At 52.9% G+C, this 17,453-nt stretch carries 15 protein-coding genes and 3 pseudogenes; 9 read left to right on the top strand and 9 right to left on the bottom strand.

All coding sequences use genetic code 11. The features are described from left to right. Positions 1 to 55 precede the first annotated feature (55 nt). From EDC52_RS16475 to EDC52_RS16460, 4 genes are all read left to right on the top strand, one after another. Positions 56 to 976, top strand: coding sequence for an ABC transporter permease (locus EDC52_RS16475; RefSeq protein WP_131867025.1), 921 nt, complete (start codon positions 56 to 58; stop codon positions 974 to 976). Positions 977 to 1,137: 161 nt separating this feature from the next. Beyond that, positions 1,138 to 2,208, top strand: coding sequence for a sugar ABC transporter substrate-binding protein (locus EDC52_RS16470; RefSeq protein WP_131866854.1), 1,071 nt, complete (start codon positions 1,138 to 1,140; stop codon positions 2,206 to 2,208). Between the two features lie 10 nt (positions 2,209 to 2,218). Further along, positions 2,219 to 3,469: an LVIVD repeat-containing protein gene (locus EDC52_RS16465; protein WP_131866852.1), complete on the top strand. Its 1,251-nt coding sequence runs from the start codon at positions 2,219 to 2,221 to the stop codon at positions 3,467 to 3,469. Between the two features lie 258 nt (positions 3,470 to 3,727). After that, positions 3,728 to 4,132: a helix-turn-helix domain-containing protein gene (locus EDC52_RS16460; protein ID WP_131866851.1), complete on the top strand. Its 405-nt coding sequence runs from the start codon at positions 3,728 to 3,730 to the stop codon at positions 4,130 to 4,132. Positions 4,133 to 4,555: 423 nt separating this feature from the next. Here EDC52_RS16460 and EDC52_RS16455 read toward each other — a convergent pair whose 3' ends face one another. Together EDC52_RS16455 and EDC52_RS20465 are read right to left on the bottom strand one after the other, a co-directional pair. After that, positions 4,556 to 5,044, bottom strand: a complete 489-nt coding sequence (locus EDC52_RS16455; protein ID WP_131866849.1) for an RrF2 family transcriptional regulator — start codon at positions 5,042 to 5,044, stop codon at positions 4,556 to 4,558. 305 nt (positions 5,045 to 5,349) lie between these two features. Continuing rightward, positions 5,350 to 5,475 (bottom strand): annotated as a pseudogene (locus EDC52_RS20465) (LysR family transcriptional regulator); the annotation flags it as partial. Between the two features lie 203 nt (positions 5,476 to 5,678). Here EDC52_RS20465 and EDC52_RS16440 point away from each other — a divergent pair. The 3 genes and pseudogenes from EDC52_RS16440 to gntU all read left to right on the top strand — a co-directional run. Next, positions 5,679 to 6,008: pseudogene (locus EDC52_RS16440) on the top strand (MFS transporter); the annotation flags it as partial. Between the two features lie 316 nt (positions 6,009 to 6,324). Then, positions 6,325 to 6,447, top strand: coding sequence for a hypothetical protein (locus EDC52_RS20290; RefSeq protein WP_268990392.1), 123 nt, complete (start codon positions 6,325 to 6,327; stop codon positions 6,445 to 6,447). Continuing rightward, positions 6,444 to 7,781, top strand: coding sequence for a gluconate transporter (gene gntU / locus EDC52_RS16435; protein WP_131866845.1), 1,338 nt, complete (start codon positions 6,444 to 6,446; stop codon positions 7,779 to 7,781). The genes EDC52_RS20290 and gntU overlap by 4 nt, the downstream gene beginning before the upstream one ends. A 15-nt stretch (positions 7,782 to 7,796) precedes the next feature. Here the strand turns inward: gntU and EDC52_RS16430 are convergent, their stop codons facing one another. From EDC52_RS16430 to EDC52_RS16405, 6 genes are all read right to left on the bottom strand, one after another. Continuing rightward, a complete protein-coding gene (locus tag EDC52_RS16430; RefSeq protein ID WP_131866843.1) occupies positions 7,797 to 8,483 on the bottom strand; it encodes a GntR family transcriptional regulator in 687 nt (228 codons plus the stop codon). Between the two features lie 127 nt (positions 8,484 to 8,610). Beyond that, positions 8,611 to 10,077 (bottom strand): mannitol dehydrogenase family protein, encoded by a 1,467-nt coding sequence (locus EDC52_RS16425; protein ID WP_131866841.1) that lies wholly within the window; start codon positions 10,075 to 10,077, stop codon positions 8,611 to 8,613. Positions 10,078 to 10,163: 86 nt separating this feature from the next. Continuing rightward, positions 10,164 to 11,450, bottom strand: coding sequence for an MFS transporter (locus EDC52_RS16420; RefSeq protein ID WP_131866839.1), 1,287 nt, complete (start codon positions 11,448 to 11,450; stop codon positions 10,164 to 10,166). A gap of 70 nt (positions 11,451 to 11,520) precedes the next feature. Further along, positions 11,521 to 12,531: a Zn-dependent oxidoreductase gene (locus EDC52_RS16415; protein WP_131866838.1), complete on the bottom strand. Its 1,011-nt coding sequence runs from the start codon at positions 12,529 to 12,531 to the stop codon at positions 11,521 to 11,523. 467 nt (positions 12,532 to 12,998) lie between these two features. Next, positions 12,999 to 13,634, bottom strand: coding sequence for an SDR family oxidoreductase (locus tag EDC52_RS16410; protein ID WP_131866836.1), 636 nt, complete (start codon positions 13,632 to 13,634; stop codon positions 12,999 to 13,001). A 165-nt stretch (positions 13,635 to 13,799) separates the two neighbouring features. Beyond that, on the bottom strand, positions 13,800 to 14,042 hold the full coding sequence (locus tag EDC52_RS16405; protein ID WP_131866834.1) for a DinI-like family protein: 243 nt from the start codon (positions 14,040 to 14,042) through the stop codon (positions 13,800 to 13,802). 1,019 nt (positions 14,043 to 15,061) lie between these two features. Between EDC52_RS16405 and EDC52_RS16400 the strand changes: the two genes are divergently transcribed. Beyond that, entirely contained in the window at positions 15,062 to 16,126 is a 1,065-nt protein-coding gene (locus EDC52_RS16400; protein ID WP_131866832.1) for a mechanosensitive ion channel family protein, read from the top strand. Between the two features lie 163 nt (positions 16,127 to 16,289). On the opposite strand, the gene EDC52_RS20120 is transcribed toward EDC52_RS16400, so the two are convergent. After that, positions 16,290 to 16,421, bottom strand: a complete 132-nt coding sequence (locus EDC52_RS20120; protein WP_230468080.1) for a hypothetical protein — start codon at positions 16,419 to 16,421, stop codon at positions 16,290 to 16,292. A gap of 314 nt (positions 16,422 to 16,735) precedes the next feature. On the opposite strand from EDC52_RS20120, the pseudogene EDC52_RS16390 reads away from it, so the two are divergent. After that, positions 16,736 to 17,453, top strand: a pseudogene (locus EDC52_RS16390) (transposase); the annotation flags it as partial.

Here is a 17,453-nt window from a genome sequence, read left to right as displayed (position 1 = left end):
TGGCGGGGCACTGCCCCTGTATCATCATCTGTTCGAATTTTTGTACCGCTGGGGCATGCTGCTCACGGTAGTCGCGCTGATAGCGCTGTTTGGCGTGGCCAACGAAAATTTTCTCGATCCTTATAACATCATCAATATCCTTCGCTCGATTGCTATTGTCACGGTAATTGCTATCGGTGTATCGATATCGCTTTCGGTAGGCGGGTTCGATCTGTCGGTGGGATCGACCGCTTCGCTGGCGAATGCGCTGGTGATTTCCTTCTTGGTCTGGTACGGGATGGATACCATTCAGGCCATCGTACTGACGCTGGTTATCTGTACCCTGATCGGGCTGTTTAATGCTTTTCTGATCGTGGTGCTCAAGATACCCGACATGCTGGCAACGCTCGCCAGCCTGTTCGTCATCCAGGGTGTGGCGATGACCTACAGTTTTGGCGGCTCGATTACCCAGAACATGGTGCTGCCGAGCGGTGATATGGCCGAAGGCGTCATTCCGGCATTATTCTCCGCGCTGGGGCAGGTGCCGGTTATCGTTTTCATCATGCTGGTGGTCACCCTGGTTATTCAGCTTTATTTGTCACTGACCAAGCACGGCCGCAGAATGTACGCCATCGGCGGTAATCCTGAAGCCGCCAGGCTTGCCGGCATTGCGACCGCCCGCTACCGGGTGCTGGCCTATGTGATCTCTTCGCTACTGGCGGCGCTGGGCGGTATCCTGCTGGCATCACGCATCGGTTCGTCTCAGGTAAACGCCGGCGGAGGCTATCTGATGGATGCGGTCGCTGCGGCCTACATCGGTTTTTCCCTGGCCGGATCCGGTAAACCCAATGCGTTGGGAACGCTGGTAGGTGCGGTGCTGCTCGGCGTGTTGCAAAACGGCCTGGTGATGATGTCAGTGCCTTATTATGCCATGGACATCATCAAAGGATTGGTACTGGCGCTGGCCTTGGCTATGACATATATCCAAAAGCGCTGACGGAAAGGGTGAAACAGCTAATAAATGTCATAAGGGAACGCTTTCAATCATGACCCTGGTCTGGCTATTATGCTGCGTTGCCTTAAATAGACGTCCAGACATAAAGGCATCTAATTCAGTGTTCTTTTTGAGAGCGCATTCGCCACCAGACGGAGCAGTACATGAAAAAGATTTTTTCCCCTTTACTGGCCCTGAGCCTTCTTGCCAGCCTGCAAGCCGCCGCTGCTGCCCCCGCACCGGTACCGGCGGCGCTTGCCGGACACCATGGCCCGGTGCGTATCGCGGTTATCCGTAATCTGGGTTCGGACGATAACACGACTCAATTTGTCTCCGGAGTTGTTGAAGAAGGCAAAAAACTGGGCTTCAAAGTCAGTACTTTCCTGAGCAATGGCGATGACGCGCGGTTCCAGGACTTCGTCAATCAGGCCATCAGCCAGAAGTACGACGGCATCATTCTTTCTCAGGGGCGCGACCCGTATTCAACTGAACTGGTTAAGCGCATCACCGACAGCGGCATCGCGGTGTCGGTATTCGACACCGCCGTCAACGGCAGCCTGCCCGGCGTCACCGTGACTCAGCAGGATGACGCATCTCTGACTAATGAATCTTTGGCGCAGCTCATCAAGGATTTCGACGGCAAAGCCAACATCATCAAACTGTGGGTCGCTGGCTTCCCACCCATGGAACGTCGTCAGACCGCTTATAAAGAATTGCTTAAAACCCATCCCGGTATCCACGAGCTGGAGTCGATCGGTGCGGTATCTTCTGATGTGCAGGGCGATACCGCCAATAAGGTGGGCGCGGTGCTGGCCAAATACCCGAAAGGCAAAATCGATGCTATCTGGGGAACTTGGGATGCCTTCAGTCAGGGAGCCTATAAAGCGCTGAAAGAGAATGGCCGTACTGAGATAAAGCTTTACAGTATTGATATCTCCAACCAGGACCTGCAGTTGATGCGTGAAGCCGGCAGTCCGTGGAAAGTCAGTGTCGCGGTAGACCCTAAATTAATCGGCAAAATCAACCTGCGCCTGGTCGCCAATAAAATCGCCGGTGAAGCGACGCCGGCGACCTATGAATTTAAGGCCGCGGCAATTCCACAGGCGCTGCTTGCCAGCCAGCCCGGCGAAGTCAATATGGCGTCGCTGGCAAAAATTATTCCCGGCTGGGGCACGGCTGATGATTTTATCGCTCCCTGGTTCGCTACCCTGGAAACGCAGCACGCCAAGAAGTAAGGAACCCGGCATGGCATCTCCCGCATTACCCACTCCTGAATACAGCCGCAATATGCGGCTTATCGGCCATAGTGATCAGGGGGGCAAGCCAGATGGCGTCCAGATTATGGTGCATCGCGGCTTCGCCTATATCGGCCATATGGTGTCACAGGGCTTTTCTATCGTCGATGTACGCGACGTGAATAACCCCAAGGCGGCGGGATTCGTCGCCGCCCCTCCCGGTACCTGGAATGTTCATTTGCAGGCCCATGATGACCTGTTGCTGGTCGTCAACGCCCGGGATCTGTTTGCCGATGCCCGTTTTGCGGATGAGAAGATCTATTACACTCGTTCCGTATCTGACACGGTAAGGCCGGAAAAAACCGACCGCGGCTGGAGCGCCGGACTGCGTATTTATGATATATCCACGCCTGACAGACCGATCGAGATAAGCTTTCTGTCTCTGGAAGGGATTGGTATCCACCGCATCTGGTATGTGGGGGGACGCTGGGCCTATGTGTCAGCCCTGATTGATGGCTTCAGCGATTATATTTTCCTGACTATTGATCTTGCCGATCCCCTCAAGCCCGCCGTGGCCGGGCGTTATTGGCTGCCGGGCATGAACAGTGCCGCCGGCGAAACGCCTGAGTGGCCTGAGGGCAAGCGTTATGCCCTGCATCACGCCATTATCAGCGGTGATACTGCCTATGGAAGCTGGCGAGACGGCGGTCTGACACTGCTCGATGTCAGCGATCGCGCTCACCCAACGCTTATCAGCCACCGCAACTGGAGTCCTCCTTTTGGCGGCGGCACGCATACTGCGCTGCCGTTGCCGAGTCGTGATTTGCTGGTGGTGCTGGATGAGGCGGTGCTGGATAACCAGCAAGACGGTGAGAAGCTGATTTGGCTATTCGATATTCGCGATCCGTCCAATCCTGTCAGTATCGCCACTTTCCCCCAGCCCGTTGAGCGCGATTATGTGAGTAAAGGCGCCCATTTTGGTCCGCATAATCTGCATGAAAATCGTCCCGGTAGCTTCATCAGCGATACGCTGATTTTCGCCACCTATCAGAATGCCGGTGTGCGGGCCTATGACATCAGCAATCCCTATCGGCCAAAAGAAACCGGGGCTCTGGTGCCGGCGGCTCCGGCTGCCATGATGGATAAGCGTCCTGGTCGTCCGAGGGTCATCCAGTCATGTGATGTGTTCGTCGATGCTGAAGGTATTATTTACAGCACCGATTACAATGCGGGCCTGTCGATCATCGAATACCGTGGATAACCGTTCCAGCGGGCTGTCAATCGGCCCGTTTTACCACGATCGTTAAAAAAGCAGTTACCAGACATCAGGGAAATTGTACCTAAAATCACAGGCTTTAAAGTGCAACTATTACGCTTGCATTATCTGTTATAATATACTATCGTAACTAATGTGATTTACCGCGTGACTATTTTATTTGATGCGCATTGGCGATGTCGCACAGCGCGAGCCTGGCTACGGGCTGAATCGACTTTTAAACCCCCTGTCTGGAATCTTGCCATGACTTATTCTGGTTTTGTAAAAGAACTCATTGGATGGATTGATTCGCATCTCGAATCAAGGTTGGACCTGACCACGGTTGCCGAACGCGCCGGTTATTCAAAATGGTATCTGCAACGCATATTCAAGCATGAAACCGGCCTGGCGCTGGGCGAATATATCCGCAGCAAACGCCTGCAGCAATCGGCTGAACGTCTGGTTTACGGAGAGGATTCGATTCTGGAAGTGGCCATTTCACTTGGTTATGACTCACAGCAGTCGTTTACCCGTAGCTTTAAGCGTCAGTTCGGCAGTACCCCCTCTGCCTGGCGTCGGCAGAAGCGAATAAGCTGTCCCTCCGACGCGGGCTTGTCTCAGCACTATGGCCGCCCGGCTTACGGCCACGCTTGCCAGGCTAATGGCTGAGCATTCAAGCGCAGGCATTACCCTTCCTGCCAGGCCAAAGGCTGAGCATCCAAGTGCAGGCTTTACCCTTCCTGCCAGGCAAAGGCTGAGCATTCAAGCGCAGGCGTTACCCTTCCTGCCAGGCCAAAGGCTGAACTTGCCAGCCCGGCCTGTCCAAAACCATGAGGCAAAGGGCTAAACGTTCAAGCCTGGCCTCTTGCTCTCACGCCAGTCTACTCGTTGAGCATTGCTGTCCGTCTTGCTGTTAGTGCCGCCTGCCTGGCGTGAAATTTTCTGTCGGACCCACCGCTTCAGCTGAAAACGGGATGCGATAAGGATAATGATGCCGCTAACTGCAGCACCTCACTGATGCTGGTTTGATCATCATCGTAGTACTGCTGTAACGTTGAGACCGAGGTAGCAAAGACAGTCGTGCTGGCTGAGTCAGTTAGCATTTTTCTCTGCCGGTTGGCGGCAAGAGCGTATCTCTGGTTCCTCTGCCCCGCGTCGGTCGCCTCTTTCCAACTCAACCAGCGCATCTCCCACGGTGCGTCGGGCAAACACCTCCAGGCAAGCCTGTTCCGCTTCGTTGACCAGCGATTTGAAATACCAGCAGGTATTCGCGGTGACCAGGCAACGGGAAGGAACCTCCGGACGCAGTGCCCACAAGCGTTTGTCCTCGGTCACTGACAGATAAATTTCCAAAAGCGTAATGGCTTCGGCTGCACGTCCAAGGCGGATTGAACCTTGTCTGCCTAAGGTAGAGACAATAATCCCGTCATGAGTTAATGGCACCATCAACTTACGCACAAAACTCGGGTTGGCCTCAAGGCCGGCTGCCAGGATGGCGCTGGTCACGCGTTTACCTTGCCGTTGGGCATTGGCAATGCTGAATACCATATGTAGTGCAGTGGGGAAGCGTAAGTCGATCATTATCCTTTGGTCTCAATAGTCGAGAGTGAACCCAACACGCATATCATACAAAATGTGAGACCGCTCGGCTGCACATTTAAAGTGTTATATACGGGATAGGTCAACAATAAGGCGGTTTAAGCTCTTATTGATCATTCTGGGCTGTTGACAGCAGGGCAATGGGTCAGGACCAGCCGCACTTGCAGGATTAACCGCCCAGTGGCCGCTGAGCACCGGGCAGTTCTGGCATCGCTTCACGCATGATTGAGAGAAACAGTCTACGCCTGGCCGGGTAAAAGCGTGCCTGAGGATAAACCAGGTAAATCGGTAAAGGCAGGCCGTGCCAGCCGGGCGGCGGCGGCGGCGGCCGAAAGGCTGCCGGCCTCGACGATGCCTATAAAGGTCTGCATTAACTCAATGCGGTCAACGCCGGCGGTTATCGGTGTTTTCATGCAGATAACGTATAACAGCTTTACTCGGCTGGCTACTACCGAAGTCATTTGCGTCGTTAGAGAATGGGCGCACTAAATAGCCCAACAATGGATATAGCATCATGTCGCTGATACAGAAACAGCTTAAACCGTTTATACCGGAACAGCATAAACAGACCAAACAGGCTCAACCAAAGCCGGTGCTGTCAGGAGGAAGGATCTTGACGCTGGCTCCGCTGTCATTCGCCGCGATGTGCCTGACGGTATTGCTGCCCGGTCACTCTCAACTGATACTGCTGGTGGTTTGCGCGGTGGGGTTTGATTTAGGCGTCCAGGCAACATTAGTCGGTCATCAGACCATTATCTATGCTTTGCAGCCTGATGCCCGCAGCCGGCTGAATGCGCTGCTGTTTACCGGCATGTTTATCGGCATGGCGGCAGGAGCGGCACTGGGCAGTCGTTTACTGGAAAGCGGTGGCTGGATGGCGGTGGTGATTCTGGCAACAGTAACGGGGGCAGGCAGTTTGGTCATGCGCTGGCTGGGACGTCTTTAACTCTGATGCCGGCAGCAAAAGACCTAAACGGGGTGAACCCGCTGTTGCTGCCGATCAACTAGAAGAGCAAATTTTGCAACATCCCGTGTCTTCACATTGTGACCTCCCGACGTTTTAACTACATTTATTCGATGTATGTCACACTTTTTATGTGATTAGGCTCAGCTTTCTTGCCTTTCCTGATGCCTGGCAGGACAATTGTTACCGGTAACATTTTTTGCACGATTCGGTAATAACAATAACGCGCAACGCTAAAGCGCCTCCGCTTAGAGGCAATACCACGTGCTGCTGTTTCGATTTGCAAGGGAGTAATAAAGTGAACGAAATGAATCTGAACATTGGCCGCCGGACTGAGGCTTTAAACCGCATCCGCCGTCTGCCGGTAAAGTCCGGTACCGGTACTGGCGCACAGCCTGCCATGGTGGGTAGCTTGCTATGAGTACCCTAAGCTTAATCATCACCGCCATCGGTTCGGTAGTTATTCTGCTGTTTCTGGTAATGAAGGTGCGAATGCACGCGTTTGTCGCCCTGCTGGTGGTGTCAGTCGGCACCGGGATTTTTTCGGGCATGCCGCTTGAAAAAATCGCCGATACCATGCAGGCGGGGATGGGGGGAACCCTGGGGTTCCTGGCGATCGTCGTGGCACTGGGATCGATGTTTGGCAAAATTTTGCATGAAACCGGCGCGCTGGATCAAATTGCCGGCAAAATGCTCGGCTGCTTCGGACAGCGGCGCGCGGCACTGGCGCTGGGCATTGTAGGCCTTATCTGTGCGTTGCCGCTGTTTTTTGAAGTGGCGGTCATGTTGCTTATCGGCGTGGTATTTGCTGTGGCCCGCCGTACTGACGGCAACATGGTTAAATTACTGATACCTTTATTTGCCGGCGTTGCGGCGGCGGCCGCATTTTTGTTGCCGGGACCGACCCCGATGCTGCTGGCCTCCCAGATGCATGCCGATTATGGCTGGATGATCGCCATCGGCCTGGCGGCAGCCATTCCCGCCATGCTGTTGGCGGGTCCGCTATATGGCCGGTTTATCAGCCAATATGTTCATATTGCGCTGCCCGAAGAAACCAGCGAACCTGACCTGAAATCTCAGGGCTTGCCCTCGTTCGGGTTCAGTGTGGTACTGGTGCTTTTTCCGCTGCTGCTGGTGGGTCTTAAAACTATTGGCACACGATTTGTTGACCAGGGATCAGCGGCCTATAGCTGGATGGAACTGATAGGCCACCCTTTTGTGGCTATCCTGCTGGCTTGTCTGGTCGCGATTTACGGCCTGGCTTACCGTCAGGGCATGGACAAAGAAAAGGTCATGGCCATCTGTTCGGCGGCCCTTCAGCCGGCGGGCATCATCCTGCTGGTGACAGGAGCTGGTGGGGTATTCAAGCAAGTTCTGGTGGACTCGGGCGTCGGGCCGGCACTGGGCAATGCGCTTATCGACACCGGTATGCCGGTTGCGCTGGCCTGCTTTGCCCTGTCGGCGGCTATCCGCATCATTCAGGGATCAGCGACCGTCGCCTGTCTGACCACCGTCGGTCTGGTCATGCCGGTTATCGGTGAACTGGGGCTCAACGGCGCCCAACTGGCGGCGCTTTCGGTGTGTATCGGCGGGGGTTCCATCGTGTTCAGCCACGTCAATGATGCCGGTTTCTGGCTGTTCGGTAAATTGACCGGCGCCACAGAACTGCAGACGCTGAAAACCTGGACGGTGATGGAAACCATTCTCGGCACTACCGGGGCGCTGGTGGGTATGGCGGCTTACGCTCTGCTGTAAGGACACAACAGCGGATCAGTCTTCTTCAAACCAATCGTCATTGCGCTCGGCAATCGGCGTCAGGGAGAAGATCAGGGTTTGCAGATGTCGGCGGATGGCGCCTTCAGCCCCGTCGGCATCGCCGGCTTTGATTGCAGCCAGAATACGCTGATGCTCATTAATCAACTCTTCAGGCGGAGAGACCTCGGCCAGGGTCAGATAGCGCACCCGGTCCATGGTGGCCTTGATATTCTCCACCGTTTCCCATGCCAAAGTACAATCAATGCTCTGGGCTATCAGGCTGTGAAACTCATCATCAAGCTGCAGGAATCCCTGGCTGTCCTGCTGAGCGGCGGCCAGTTTCTGCATTTCAATATTATGGTCAAGGCGCATCAGAAACTGCGGGGTGATTTCGTTCGCTGCCCGGCGCACCACCGCTGATTCCACCGCTTCACGTATAAAACGTCCATCCGCCACCCGGCGGGCGGAAATCTTGCGCACATAAGTGCCCCGCTGAGGGCGTATTTCAACCAGTCCGGCTTCGGACAGCTTGATAAAAGCTTCGCGTACCGGCTGGCGGGAAACAGTAAAGCGCACTGAAATTTCCTTTTCCGACAGCAGCGCGCCGGGCGGGATTTCACAGGTCACAATCTCTCGCCGCAGAAAGCGATAGATCTGCTGGTTTACCGGTTCACTGGCGGTAATGGTATAGGCGATCGCCATGGTGAAGCACCGTATTAGCTGTAATGGGGTAAATGAAGATAATTAGTTGATAAGTCTAGCGACTGGACGGTTAAATCACCAGCGCTATTTGTCCTGCTCTCGGGGGATGGAGAGCAGGACGCGGTTATCAGAGGGGCTTGACGGCAGCACTGACGGCTGCCTTGGCGCCCTGATCGGTGAGGGCAGCATAAGCGGTAGAAACCGGCTCGACAAAGCGCGGGTTGTGGGCAAGCTGCGTTCCGAAAACCGCCTCAATTGACAGCAGAGCGTCAATGCGTTCACCGCCGTCTGCGGTTTGAGCTACGCGCTGGGCCAGCAGATCTTTAAGCGGATCGCTGATATCGATCGGTTTGCCTTGCTCGTCAATACCGCCGACGTAGCGCATCCAGCCGGCCACACCCAGCGCCAGCATAGGAAAATCGCTGCCATTGTTGAGGTGCCAGCGGATACTGTCCAGCCAGCGCTGGGGCAGCTTCTGCGTACCGTCCATGGCGATCTGCCAAGTCCGGTGTTTAAGCGCCGGATTGCGATAGCGCTGGATGAGCGCATCGGCATAGGCTTCCAGGTCGATATCGGTGGTCCTGAGCGTCGGGGCCTGCTCAGCCAGCATCAAATGCCGGGCTGCGCGCACAAAATTATCGTCCTGCATACAATCGCTGATATGGTCGTAGCCGGCCAGGTAGCCCAGATAGGCCAGCAGCGAATGACTGCCGTTGAGCATGCGCAGCTTCATCTCCTCATAGGGCAGCACGTCGCTCACCAGTTCGGCGCCGACCCGTTCCCATTGCGGCCGGCCGCTGACGAAATTATCCTCGATTACCCATTGGAAAAAAGGCTCGCAGGCCACACCGGCCGGGTCTGCCATACCCAGCTGTTCAGTCAGTTGAGCCAGGGTTTCACTGGTCACTGCCGGCACGATGCGGTCAACCATAGTGGAAGGAAAACTGAGATGGGCGGCAATCCATGTCGCCAGTTCCTCATCTTGCTCGGCAGCCAATTGCAGGATCACATTGCGGGTCACATGACCATTCTCGGGCATATTATCGCAGGACATCACGCTGAACGGCGGCAGACCGCGCTCACGCCGCCGCTTGATAGCCGCCAGTATCACTCCCGGCAGCGAGCGTGGCGTTTCGGGATGGCGAATATCATGCTGGATCATCTCATGGCCGGTGTTCAACTGCCCGCTGGCCGGATGGTGGCAATACCCTTTCTCGGTTACCGTTATCGAGACAATGGCAATGTCGGGGTCACTCAATGCGTCCAGCACCGCCTCCAGCCCATCGATACTCACATGCAGCGCCTGGGTAGCTACGCCGACTACCCTGGTATGCCAGCCGTCGGCCGCCATTTCCGAGACTGACCACAGATGGTCCTGCTGCTTGATATCGGCGATTTGCTGCTCACCGCCAACCAGATTGATTTCAACGTATCCCCAATCGCTGGCGTGTTCCGATGCCAGGCGATCGGCCGCAACGGCCTGATGAGCGCGGTGAAAGGCGCCAAAGCCGATATGGGCGATACGGGTTTTCAACCGGCTGCGGTCATAGGTCGGCCTCACCACGTTGCTCGGAAGTTTGTTAAGTAACAACATTACTTACCTCATATAGCGTGTCCGCCGTCAGGCGGACTGGAAATTAAGATATCAAGTAAAAACCATCACTGATGTTCTGACCGGCATCAAGCCACTTTGATGGGGTCGGCGTGATTTTTCGGCGATTTGATAACCAGCAGAACCAGCACCGCACCTAACGCGGCGACGACACCCGCCAGGATAAAGGCACTGTCGAACTTGCCGGTATACTTGACGATAAAACCGGTGACTACCGGGCCAATGATGCCGGAGACACTGCCAATCAAATGAACAAAGCCGCTGGTGGCGCCAATGCGGCTTTTATGAACCACATCCTGAATGATGGCCCAGTAAATGGCGCCGGTAATGTATAAAAAGAAGATTGATACCGACATCAGCGCGACCGCAGGCACCACGCTTTTCACCATACCGGCGAACGCCACACAGATGGCTGCAGCCAGCAACGACACCACCAGCACGATTTTGCGCGAAAGCAGCAGCTTGCCCGTGATGTTGAAAATCCTGTCGGATATGTATCCACCCAGCGCCAGACCGACGAAACCGACAATCCAGGGGATAACTGTGGTCAGGCTCATCTCCTTGATGTTCAAGTTATGGGCCTGGACCAGATAGGCCGGAAACCAGCTGAGGAAGAAAAACAGAATGTAGTTGTAACAGAAGAACGCAAAGGCGGTTACCAGGATAATCGGCTGACGCAGGTAGTAGCCGAGCCCATGGGCCGCATTGGAAATCTCTTCTTCTTCAGAATGCGTTTCCTGCTTGAGTTGGTTGACCAACAGACGCTCTTCTTCACTGACGCGTTTGCTGCGCAGTGGATTATCAGCGGCAATAAAGAACCAGGCCACCATCCAAACCATGCCGACGACGCAGATAATCATAAACGCCGGACGCCAGCCGAAGGCGATGGCCAGATAGCCGACTATCGGGCCGGCAACGGCACCGCCGAGCGGCGAACCTGCACTAAGCAACCCCATGGCGGTAGCTGCCTGTTTCTTGGGAAACCAGCCGTTAATCATTTTATTCGCTGAAGCGGAAATCGGCCCTTCGGCCATACCAAACAGCACCCGCAGGATAAGCATCGACCAGAAGCCGGTCGCCAATGCAGTAAATCCGCAAAACAGTGACCAGAGTCCTACTGCCAGCCCCAGCACCAAGGTGGGACCGTATTTGTCTACCGCCAGGCCACCGATAAAGTTGAACAGTGCGTAGCCAAAGAAAAAGCTGCCGAAAATCATGCCGAACTGTTCGGGATTGATCAGCAGATCTTTCTCGATCATCGGCAACGTAATGGATAAAGCCACCCGATCAAGGTAATTGATCATGAAAACAAGAAATAACAGAAAAACGATAGTCCAACGAAGATGTCGAATCATAGGTACTCCGGCTATCACAATACCGATTAGTGTAGGGAACAGAGGCGGCGCTACCGTCTGTATAAAAAGGTCATTCCATGCTGAGGATCACTTTGCAGCAGGTATGCGGATCTTTTTCGAACAGCGTCATAGCTTGTTCTACCTCGGCCAGCGGGAAGTAATGGGTGACCAGCTTTTCAGGCGCGATTTTTCCGTGCGTCATCCAGTCGATAACCGCCGGGAAACGCTTGCTGTTCAGCCGGGAGGTAAACAGCGAGATCTCTTTGCTGGTCATGCTCTGCTGGGTGATAGTGCAGGCATCGGCGGAGAAACCCAGTAGGCCAATGCGCGCGGCGGGTGAGGCCAGTGCTATTGCCTCAGGCAGGATTGACGGGTGACAGGCCGCGTCAATGATAAGCGTCGGTTTTTCGCCCTGCAGTTGTTCAGCCAAGGCAACTTGGCTGTTATTCAGCACCACATCAGCACCCGAATCGGTCGCCATTAGCAAGCGTTCATCAATCCTGTCTGCCACGATAATACGTTTAACGCCATAAACCCCTTTAAGCACCTGCAATGCGGTCAGGCCCATCGGACCGGCGCCATAAATCAATGCCACATCCTGCGGAGTGGGTTTAACGAATGCGGTAATATTGGCGGCTATGGTAAAGGGCTCGATCAAACTTGCCAGCTTATCCGGGATGGTCTCCGGCAGTTGATAGGCATTGCCCGCCGGAACACAGGCATATTCACTGAATCCGCCGTCTCGGTGGACGCCGATGACCTGTAGTTCACTGCAGACATTCGGCCGGCCCACCGAGCAGGGATAACAGTGGCCGCAGCTGACCACTGGATCGACAGCGACTCTCTCACCCAGTCTTGCCGTAGCGACTGACTCGCCGGTCTTGTCGATCACGCCAAAAAACTCATGGCCGATAACGCGAGGATAGCGGGCAAACGGATTATGCCCGTGCCAGATGTGGACATCCGAACCGCAAATGCTGGCATAACGAATTTTGACCCTGACCTCACCGAGGCCAGGTTCAGGCAGGGCACGTTCTTCAATCACCAACTCACCCGGTTTTTTTATTACTACACTTTTCACTGTCTGTTTCCTCACCAATTCCACAGGTTGCCATCTTCAAGACGGACTGCCGATAGCTGGCAGCTATTGAGCGTGTCTTCGCAAACATGGTGTGCCACTGCTATCAGCAATAATGTTCAATGCCACTATGTCTCGCCCCGGCCAGGCGATATAAGCTCAACGTTTTGGCTTTTTTTATCGCTTAGCTGTCCGTATAAACGCTGACTTGCTGCGCTGCCATACAAGAATTAACGGCCGATATCATAAAAGGTAACGTCCGAGTTACTACCATACAAGTATGAATATCAAAATAAGCGATATTGGTCACATTATTTTCGCGAAGGAGAAAAGTGTTTAATTGAGTTAACTATATGAAAATATTAAAATAAATAGAAAGGGAGTCTTGAGGGCCTTGAAATGACTTTGTTTAGCCCAAGCAGTCTTATTCCTGCCGGGCTGGATAATCACACCGCGATAACAAGCGGGGATTATGGCTTGACGGCCATAGTCAGCCCGGGGTCAATCACAGCGTAAATCTGACCATAGGCGGCTTCATCATCCACTAGTTGCGTAATGTGATCAGCCACATCCTCACGAGTGATCACTCCGTGGGCTTGACCCTGAACCCTGATACTCTGCCCGGTTGCCGCTCCATCTCTAAGCCCGCCGGGGCGAAGAATACACCCGTTCAACCGGCTGGACTGCAGCCAGCTTTCGGCGAGGGATTTTTCACGTACCGCCTGCCCGAACACCTGGCGCGCACGCGCAGACAACGAAGGCCAGCTGTCGCCGCAGCCGATAGATGTCACCAGCAGCATATGCCTCAGGTCGCACTGCTCGGCGGTATCAATAATCAGTCGGTTGCCGGTGTAGTCAGCTTCGGCGCTGCCCAGGGTGGAGATAATGCGGGCGTGTGGACCGGCAGCCAGGCAGGCGGTCCTGACGCTTTGTGGGTCAAGAGCGTCGCCAGCGATCACCGTGAGGCCTAAATTACGCAGTTCTTCTGCCTGGCGGCTATTACGCACCAAGGCGATCATCGGACGCTCCTGCTGCAGGCCTTTCTTGACCAATGCCCGACCGACGCCGCTTGCGCCGCCGAAAATAAGCCATGGAAAAAGTTTCATTAACGATGCTCCTTCATCTTCAGGTGAGTTTTGCAAGGTAGGCAAGAGCGGTATCCGGCATCGGGAGGCCAGCAGACAGAGAATATGGGTTAACCGTCTGCCCTGGCCAAAGTAGCGTGCTGCCGGGTTCTCCGGGGCAGGGGGGCAGCAAGGCACAACGCCGCATCACTCCTCCGGCGTCAGCCATTCAGCCGCATCATCGAACATTTCCTCGACGATACGCGCCAGTATGGCCTTATCGCTTTTGCTGGCATCAGTGTCCAGGCCATTACGCTGCATCGGCTTGACCTTTACCTCGGCATCAGCAAATACCCGCTGCACCCGTTTGGTCAGTTCGGCTTCGATTCGGCTGGAGGCATCCCTTACCATACCTACATTTCTCTTATCATAAATCAGTGTAACTTGCATATTATTCCCTTAGTAAAATACTGTGTAAATATACAGCAACCATGGGAGGGGGTGCAATGCTTCATTACTTGAGAGGAGTTAATTATCGGAAGTTTGATAGTAAACGCAATGGCTTAATGGCAATTGAACAGTACCAGGCGGTGATCTGGCGGAGGCGGTTATCGACGGGGCGCGTTGTCGAGGCCATGTCGTGATGGGGCCATTTGCGGTGGATGATGCCTAATAGTAAGCACAGCTATGTTAAATTCGAGTCAACGGAAATCCGTAATAGGTTGATATGAGGATAACATCACATCTGAGGCGGCCAAATTTAGTGTGCCATTACCGTCCGTCAGGTCACCGGTCAGGGCCAGTACGTCTGGCGACGCCTGATTAAGCCATGATAGCACCCGCTCAAAGCGCTGCAGATGATTGTTCTCAGGTGCGGCATGGCTATCGTGCCATCAACATGAACACCTCACAAGAACCAGGTCCGGGCAGTGGCTTCCAGACCGGTTACGAACGCTTTCCGGCATGTAGAACCATGGCGCGAGCTTCCGTATCACAGCGCCTGCCGCAACAATTTTCGGTTTACCGCGCAGGTATAGTTCATACTAAAAGCTGTCATTGCTGTATTGAAGCGACTGGCGCAACCTGTCTACCTACACCGTATTGCCCACGGTTGCGGCCACTGACTGCTGACATTTTTGGCCAACTGCGCACGTAAATGACCGGCGTTTTCCCCAGGAGCAACGCCCGGTATGGGCAGATGACACCGGTGCGGTTTAAGCGCGGACATCCTGCTGGTTGGCTGAGTAAAGTAAACTTCATAATAAATTACAGTGGGTTGCGTCGATGCCGGTCAAAAAATATCGGCTTCTGTTCGAGGTTTTTTTGTGTTAAGAAAGTCAGGTAAACATATTTTTTATGAACTGATGTGCGTTAACATTAATCTGCAGATAACCGAGCAGACAACGGTTAATGAATTTTTATTACTGATCTGACAACTAAAGGTTGTTGATTGAATATAAGGGAAAAAAATGCCAATGATATTCGGTGAGTTATCTGGTGCTCCATCATGGGTGCCTGCTGTATTGCTCGTCACGCTCTCATTCGCATTGGGTTTTCTGGCCCGATTTATACTTCTCCGGTTCATCCGCTACTGGCAGAGTCGTGACAGAAAGCTATTCAAATCACTAGAAAAGCATCTTCGTGGATCAATGTTTCTTTTCATTCCCTTACTGTTAATAAATGTAGGGGCTAATTATATTAACATTCACCCGGGCTCAGTTGCTTTTATTACAACAACCGTTAATATATTTATTGTTTTATCATTTTGCTCCGTTTTGATTCGATTGACTAATGTCGCGCAGGATATGCTTTTTATACACTATGACATTAATCTTTCAAATAATCTTCGTGCCCGTAAAATTCGCACTCAGATAATGTATGTTAAAAAGGTCGCTATCGTACTACTCGTGTCATTCTGTCTTTGTCTGATTCTACTCAGTTTCCCTGGCGTTCGAAAATTCGGCACTACAATCCTGGCCGGTGCTGGGGTTGCCGGAATAATAATCGGGTTTGCCCTTCAGAAGTCGCTTGTCAACCTGTTTGCCGGAATTCAGATAGCCTTTACGCAACCTATAAAAATTGATGATGCGGTGGTCGTTGAAAATGAATGGGGCTGGATTGAGGAGATAAACCTGACTTATGTTGTTGTGCGTATCTGGGACCTGCGTCGACTGGTCCTGCCTATTACATACTTTACAGAAAATGCCTTCCAGAACTGGACGCGTAATAATGCACAAATTTTAGGCTCGGTTTTTCTTTACCTTGATTATTCCATGCCATTAGATCCTCTTCGTAAGCATTTTGAAAAAGTGCTCAGTGAAACTAAACTCTGGGATCAACAGACTCAGGTGCTCCAGGTTACCGATACTAATGATAAAACCATGACGATCAGATTATTGATGACTGCACAGAATTCCCCCATTGCCTGGGATTTACGCTGCCACGTGCGGGAAAAAATGATTGAGTTTATTCAGCAAAATTATCCGCAGAGCCTTCCTCACCTGAGAGCAACACTGACTGATTCCGGTGTTTGATCGTCCGAGAGGTCAGTAGTTAAGCGCTCTCATTTTTTGTGGAGATATACAGTGGAACGTACAGATACTGTAAGCGTGCTGCATAAGCGTCAGGATAACTGTGCTTCCGCTGTTCTGTCTTAGCCGACAGTCGGATTGAGCAACGGCTGATGGCTAAAAATAATTATACAAAACGGATTTGCAGTTTTTTCCCTACCGCAGCGGCATATTTTTTCAGCGTGTTATAAGACGGTCCTTGGGTACCGGAGGCTAAACCGCTTTCCAACCGTGTAATCGCCGTTGCTTTGGTCCCCATTCGCTCAGCGACTTGCGTTTAGGTGAGGCCGGCTTTTTTGCGTGCGGCCAACAGCTCATCAAGCAGGGCGAATTACCCGTCCAGCTTTTCATATTCAGCCTTGAATTCCGGTTGCTCCATCCAATCAGAGACCATTTCGGCATGGGTTTTGGTTGGCGGTATGCGTTTAGCGTTCATTTTTTACCTCTCTCAATCTGGTCTGCACCAGCGTGCGCGCTTTGATATCCGTGATGCTGATATTGTAGTCCCCCCTGAATTTAGTCTTACCGCGTAATGGAGTTCTCTGGTTGAAATACAACCAACGGAGGCTCATCATGAAGAAAGCGCGTTTCACTGAAACTCAGATCCTGCGGGTTCTGAAAGAAGTTGAAGGTGGTCGGCATGTGAAGGATGTGTGCCGCGAAAACGGTGTGTCGGAGGCCAGCTATTACAACTGGAAATCTAAATACGGCGGCATGGAGTCCTCTGATATCAAACGAATGAAAGAGCTGGAAGAAGAGAATCGCCGATTAAAGCAGATGTACGCATCCCTGAGCTTAGATCATGAAATTAATGAGGATGTTGTGTCAAAAAAACTTTAACGGTGCCTGAGAAGCGTGAACTGGTGCATTATGTTATGACGGAACATCAGGCCAGCGAACGACGCGGGTGCCGGATTATCGGTATCAGTCGAAGCCTGTTGCATTATTGCCCGAACACAGCACGGGACCTGCCTGTGGTCGAGGCACTACAAAAACTGGCGCATCGGTATCCGGCCTATGGTTTTGGACTTATGTTCAATAAGTTACGCCAGGCAGGATTACAGTGGAATGCAAAACGAGTTTACCGGATCTATCGATTGTTAAAACTCAACTTTCGGCGTAAAGGAAAAAAACGCTTACCCAACAGGTACCCACAGCCGTTGGTTATTCCACATAAAATGAACCACTGTTGGTCAGTCGATTTTATGAGTGATGCCTTGGGCGACGGGCGACGATTCAGGTTATTTAACGTAGTTGATGATTTTAACCGGGAAGCACTGGCGATTGAAGT

The sequence above is a fragment of the Biostraticola tofi genome (assembly GCF_004343195.1).
Taxonomy (GTDB): domain Bacteria; phylum Pseudomonadota; class Gammaproteobacteria; order Enterobacterales; family Enterobacteriaceae; genus Biostraticola; species Biostraticola tofi.
The sequence above is the reverse complement of the archived record's forward strand: the minus strand, read 5'-3'. Positions and strand labels throughout refer to the sequence as shown.

Coding starts and splice junctions, on each gene's coding strand:
- EDC52_RS16420 (WP_131866839.1), bottom strand. CDS start 11,450: ATGATTCGACATCTTCGTTGGACTATCGTTTTTCTGTTATTTCTTGTT.
- EDC52_RS16465 (WP_131866852.1), top strand. CDS start 2,219: ATGGCATCTCCCGCATTACCCACTCCTGAATACAGCCGCAATATGCGG.
- EDC52_RS16455 (WP_131866849.1), bottom strand. CDS start 5,044: ATGATCGACTTACGCTTCCCCACTGCACTACATATGGTATTCAGCATT.
- EDC52_RS16430 (WP_131866843.1), bottom strand. CDS start 8,483: ATGGCGATCGCCTATACCATTACCGCCAGTGAACCGGTAAACCAGCAG.
- EDC52_RS16470 (WP_131866854.1), top strand. CDS start 1,138: ATGAAAAAGATTTTTTCCCCTTTACTGGCCCTGAGCCTTCTTGCCAGC.
- gntU (WP_131866845.1), top strand. CDS start 6,444: ATGAGTACCCTAAGCTTAATCATCACCGCCATCGGTTCGGTAGTTATT.
- EDC52_RS16405 (WP_131866834.1), bottom strand. CDS start 14,042: ATGCAAGTTACACTGATTTATGATAAGAGAAATGTAGGTATGGTAAGG.
- EDC52_RS20120 (WP_230468080.1), bottom strand. CDS start 16,421: ATGGGGACCAAAGCAACGGCGATTACACGGTTGGAAAGCGGTTTAGCC.
- EDC52_RS16410 (WP_131866836.1), bottom strand. CDS start 13,634: ATGAAACTTTTTCCATGGCTTATTTTCGGCGGCGCAAGCGGCGTCGGT.
- EDC52_RS16400 (WP_131866832.1), top strand. CDS start 15,062: ATGCCAATGATATTCGGTGAGTTATCTGGTGCTCCATCATGGGTGCCT.
- EDC52_RS16460 (WP_131866851.1), top strand. CDS start 3,728: ATGACTTATTCTGGTTTTGTAAAAGAACTCATTGGATGGATTGATTCG.
- EDC52_RS16475 (WP_131867025.1), top strand. CDS start 56: ATGCTGCTCACGGTAGTCGCGCTGATAGCGCTGTTTGGCGTGGCCAAC.
- EDC52_RS16425 (WP_131866841.1), bottom strand. CDS start 10,077: ATGTTGTTACTTAACAAACTTCCGAGCAACGTGGTGAGGCCGACCTAT.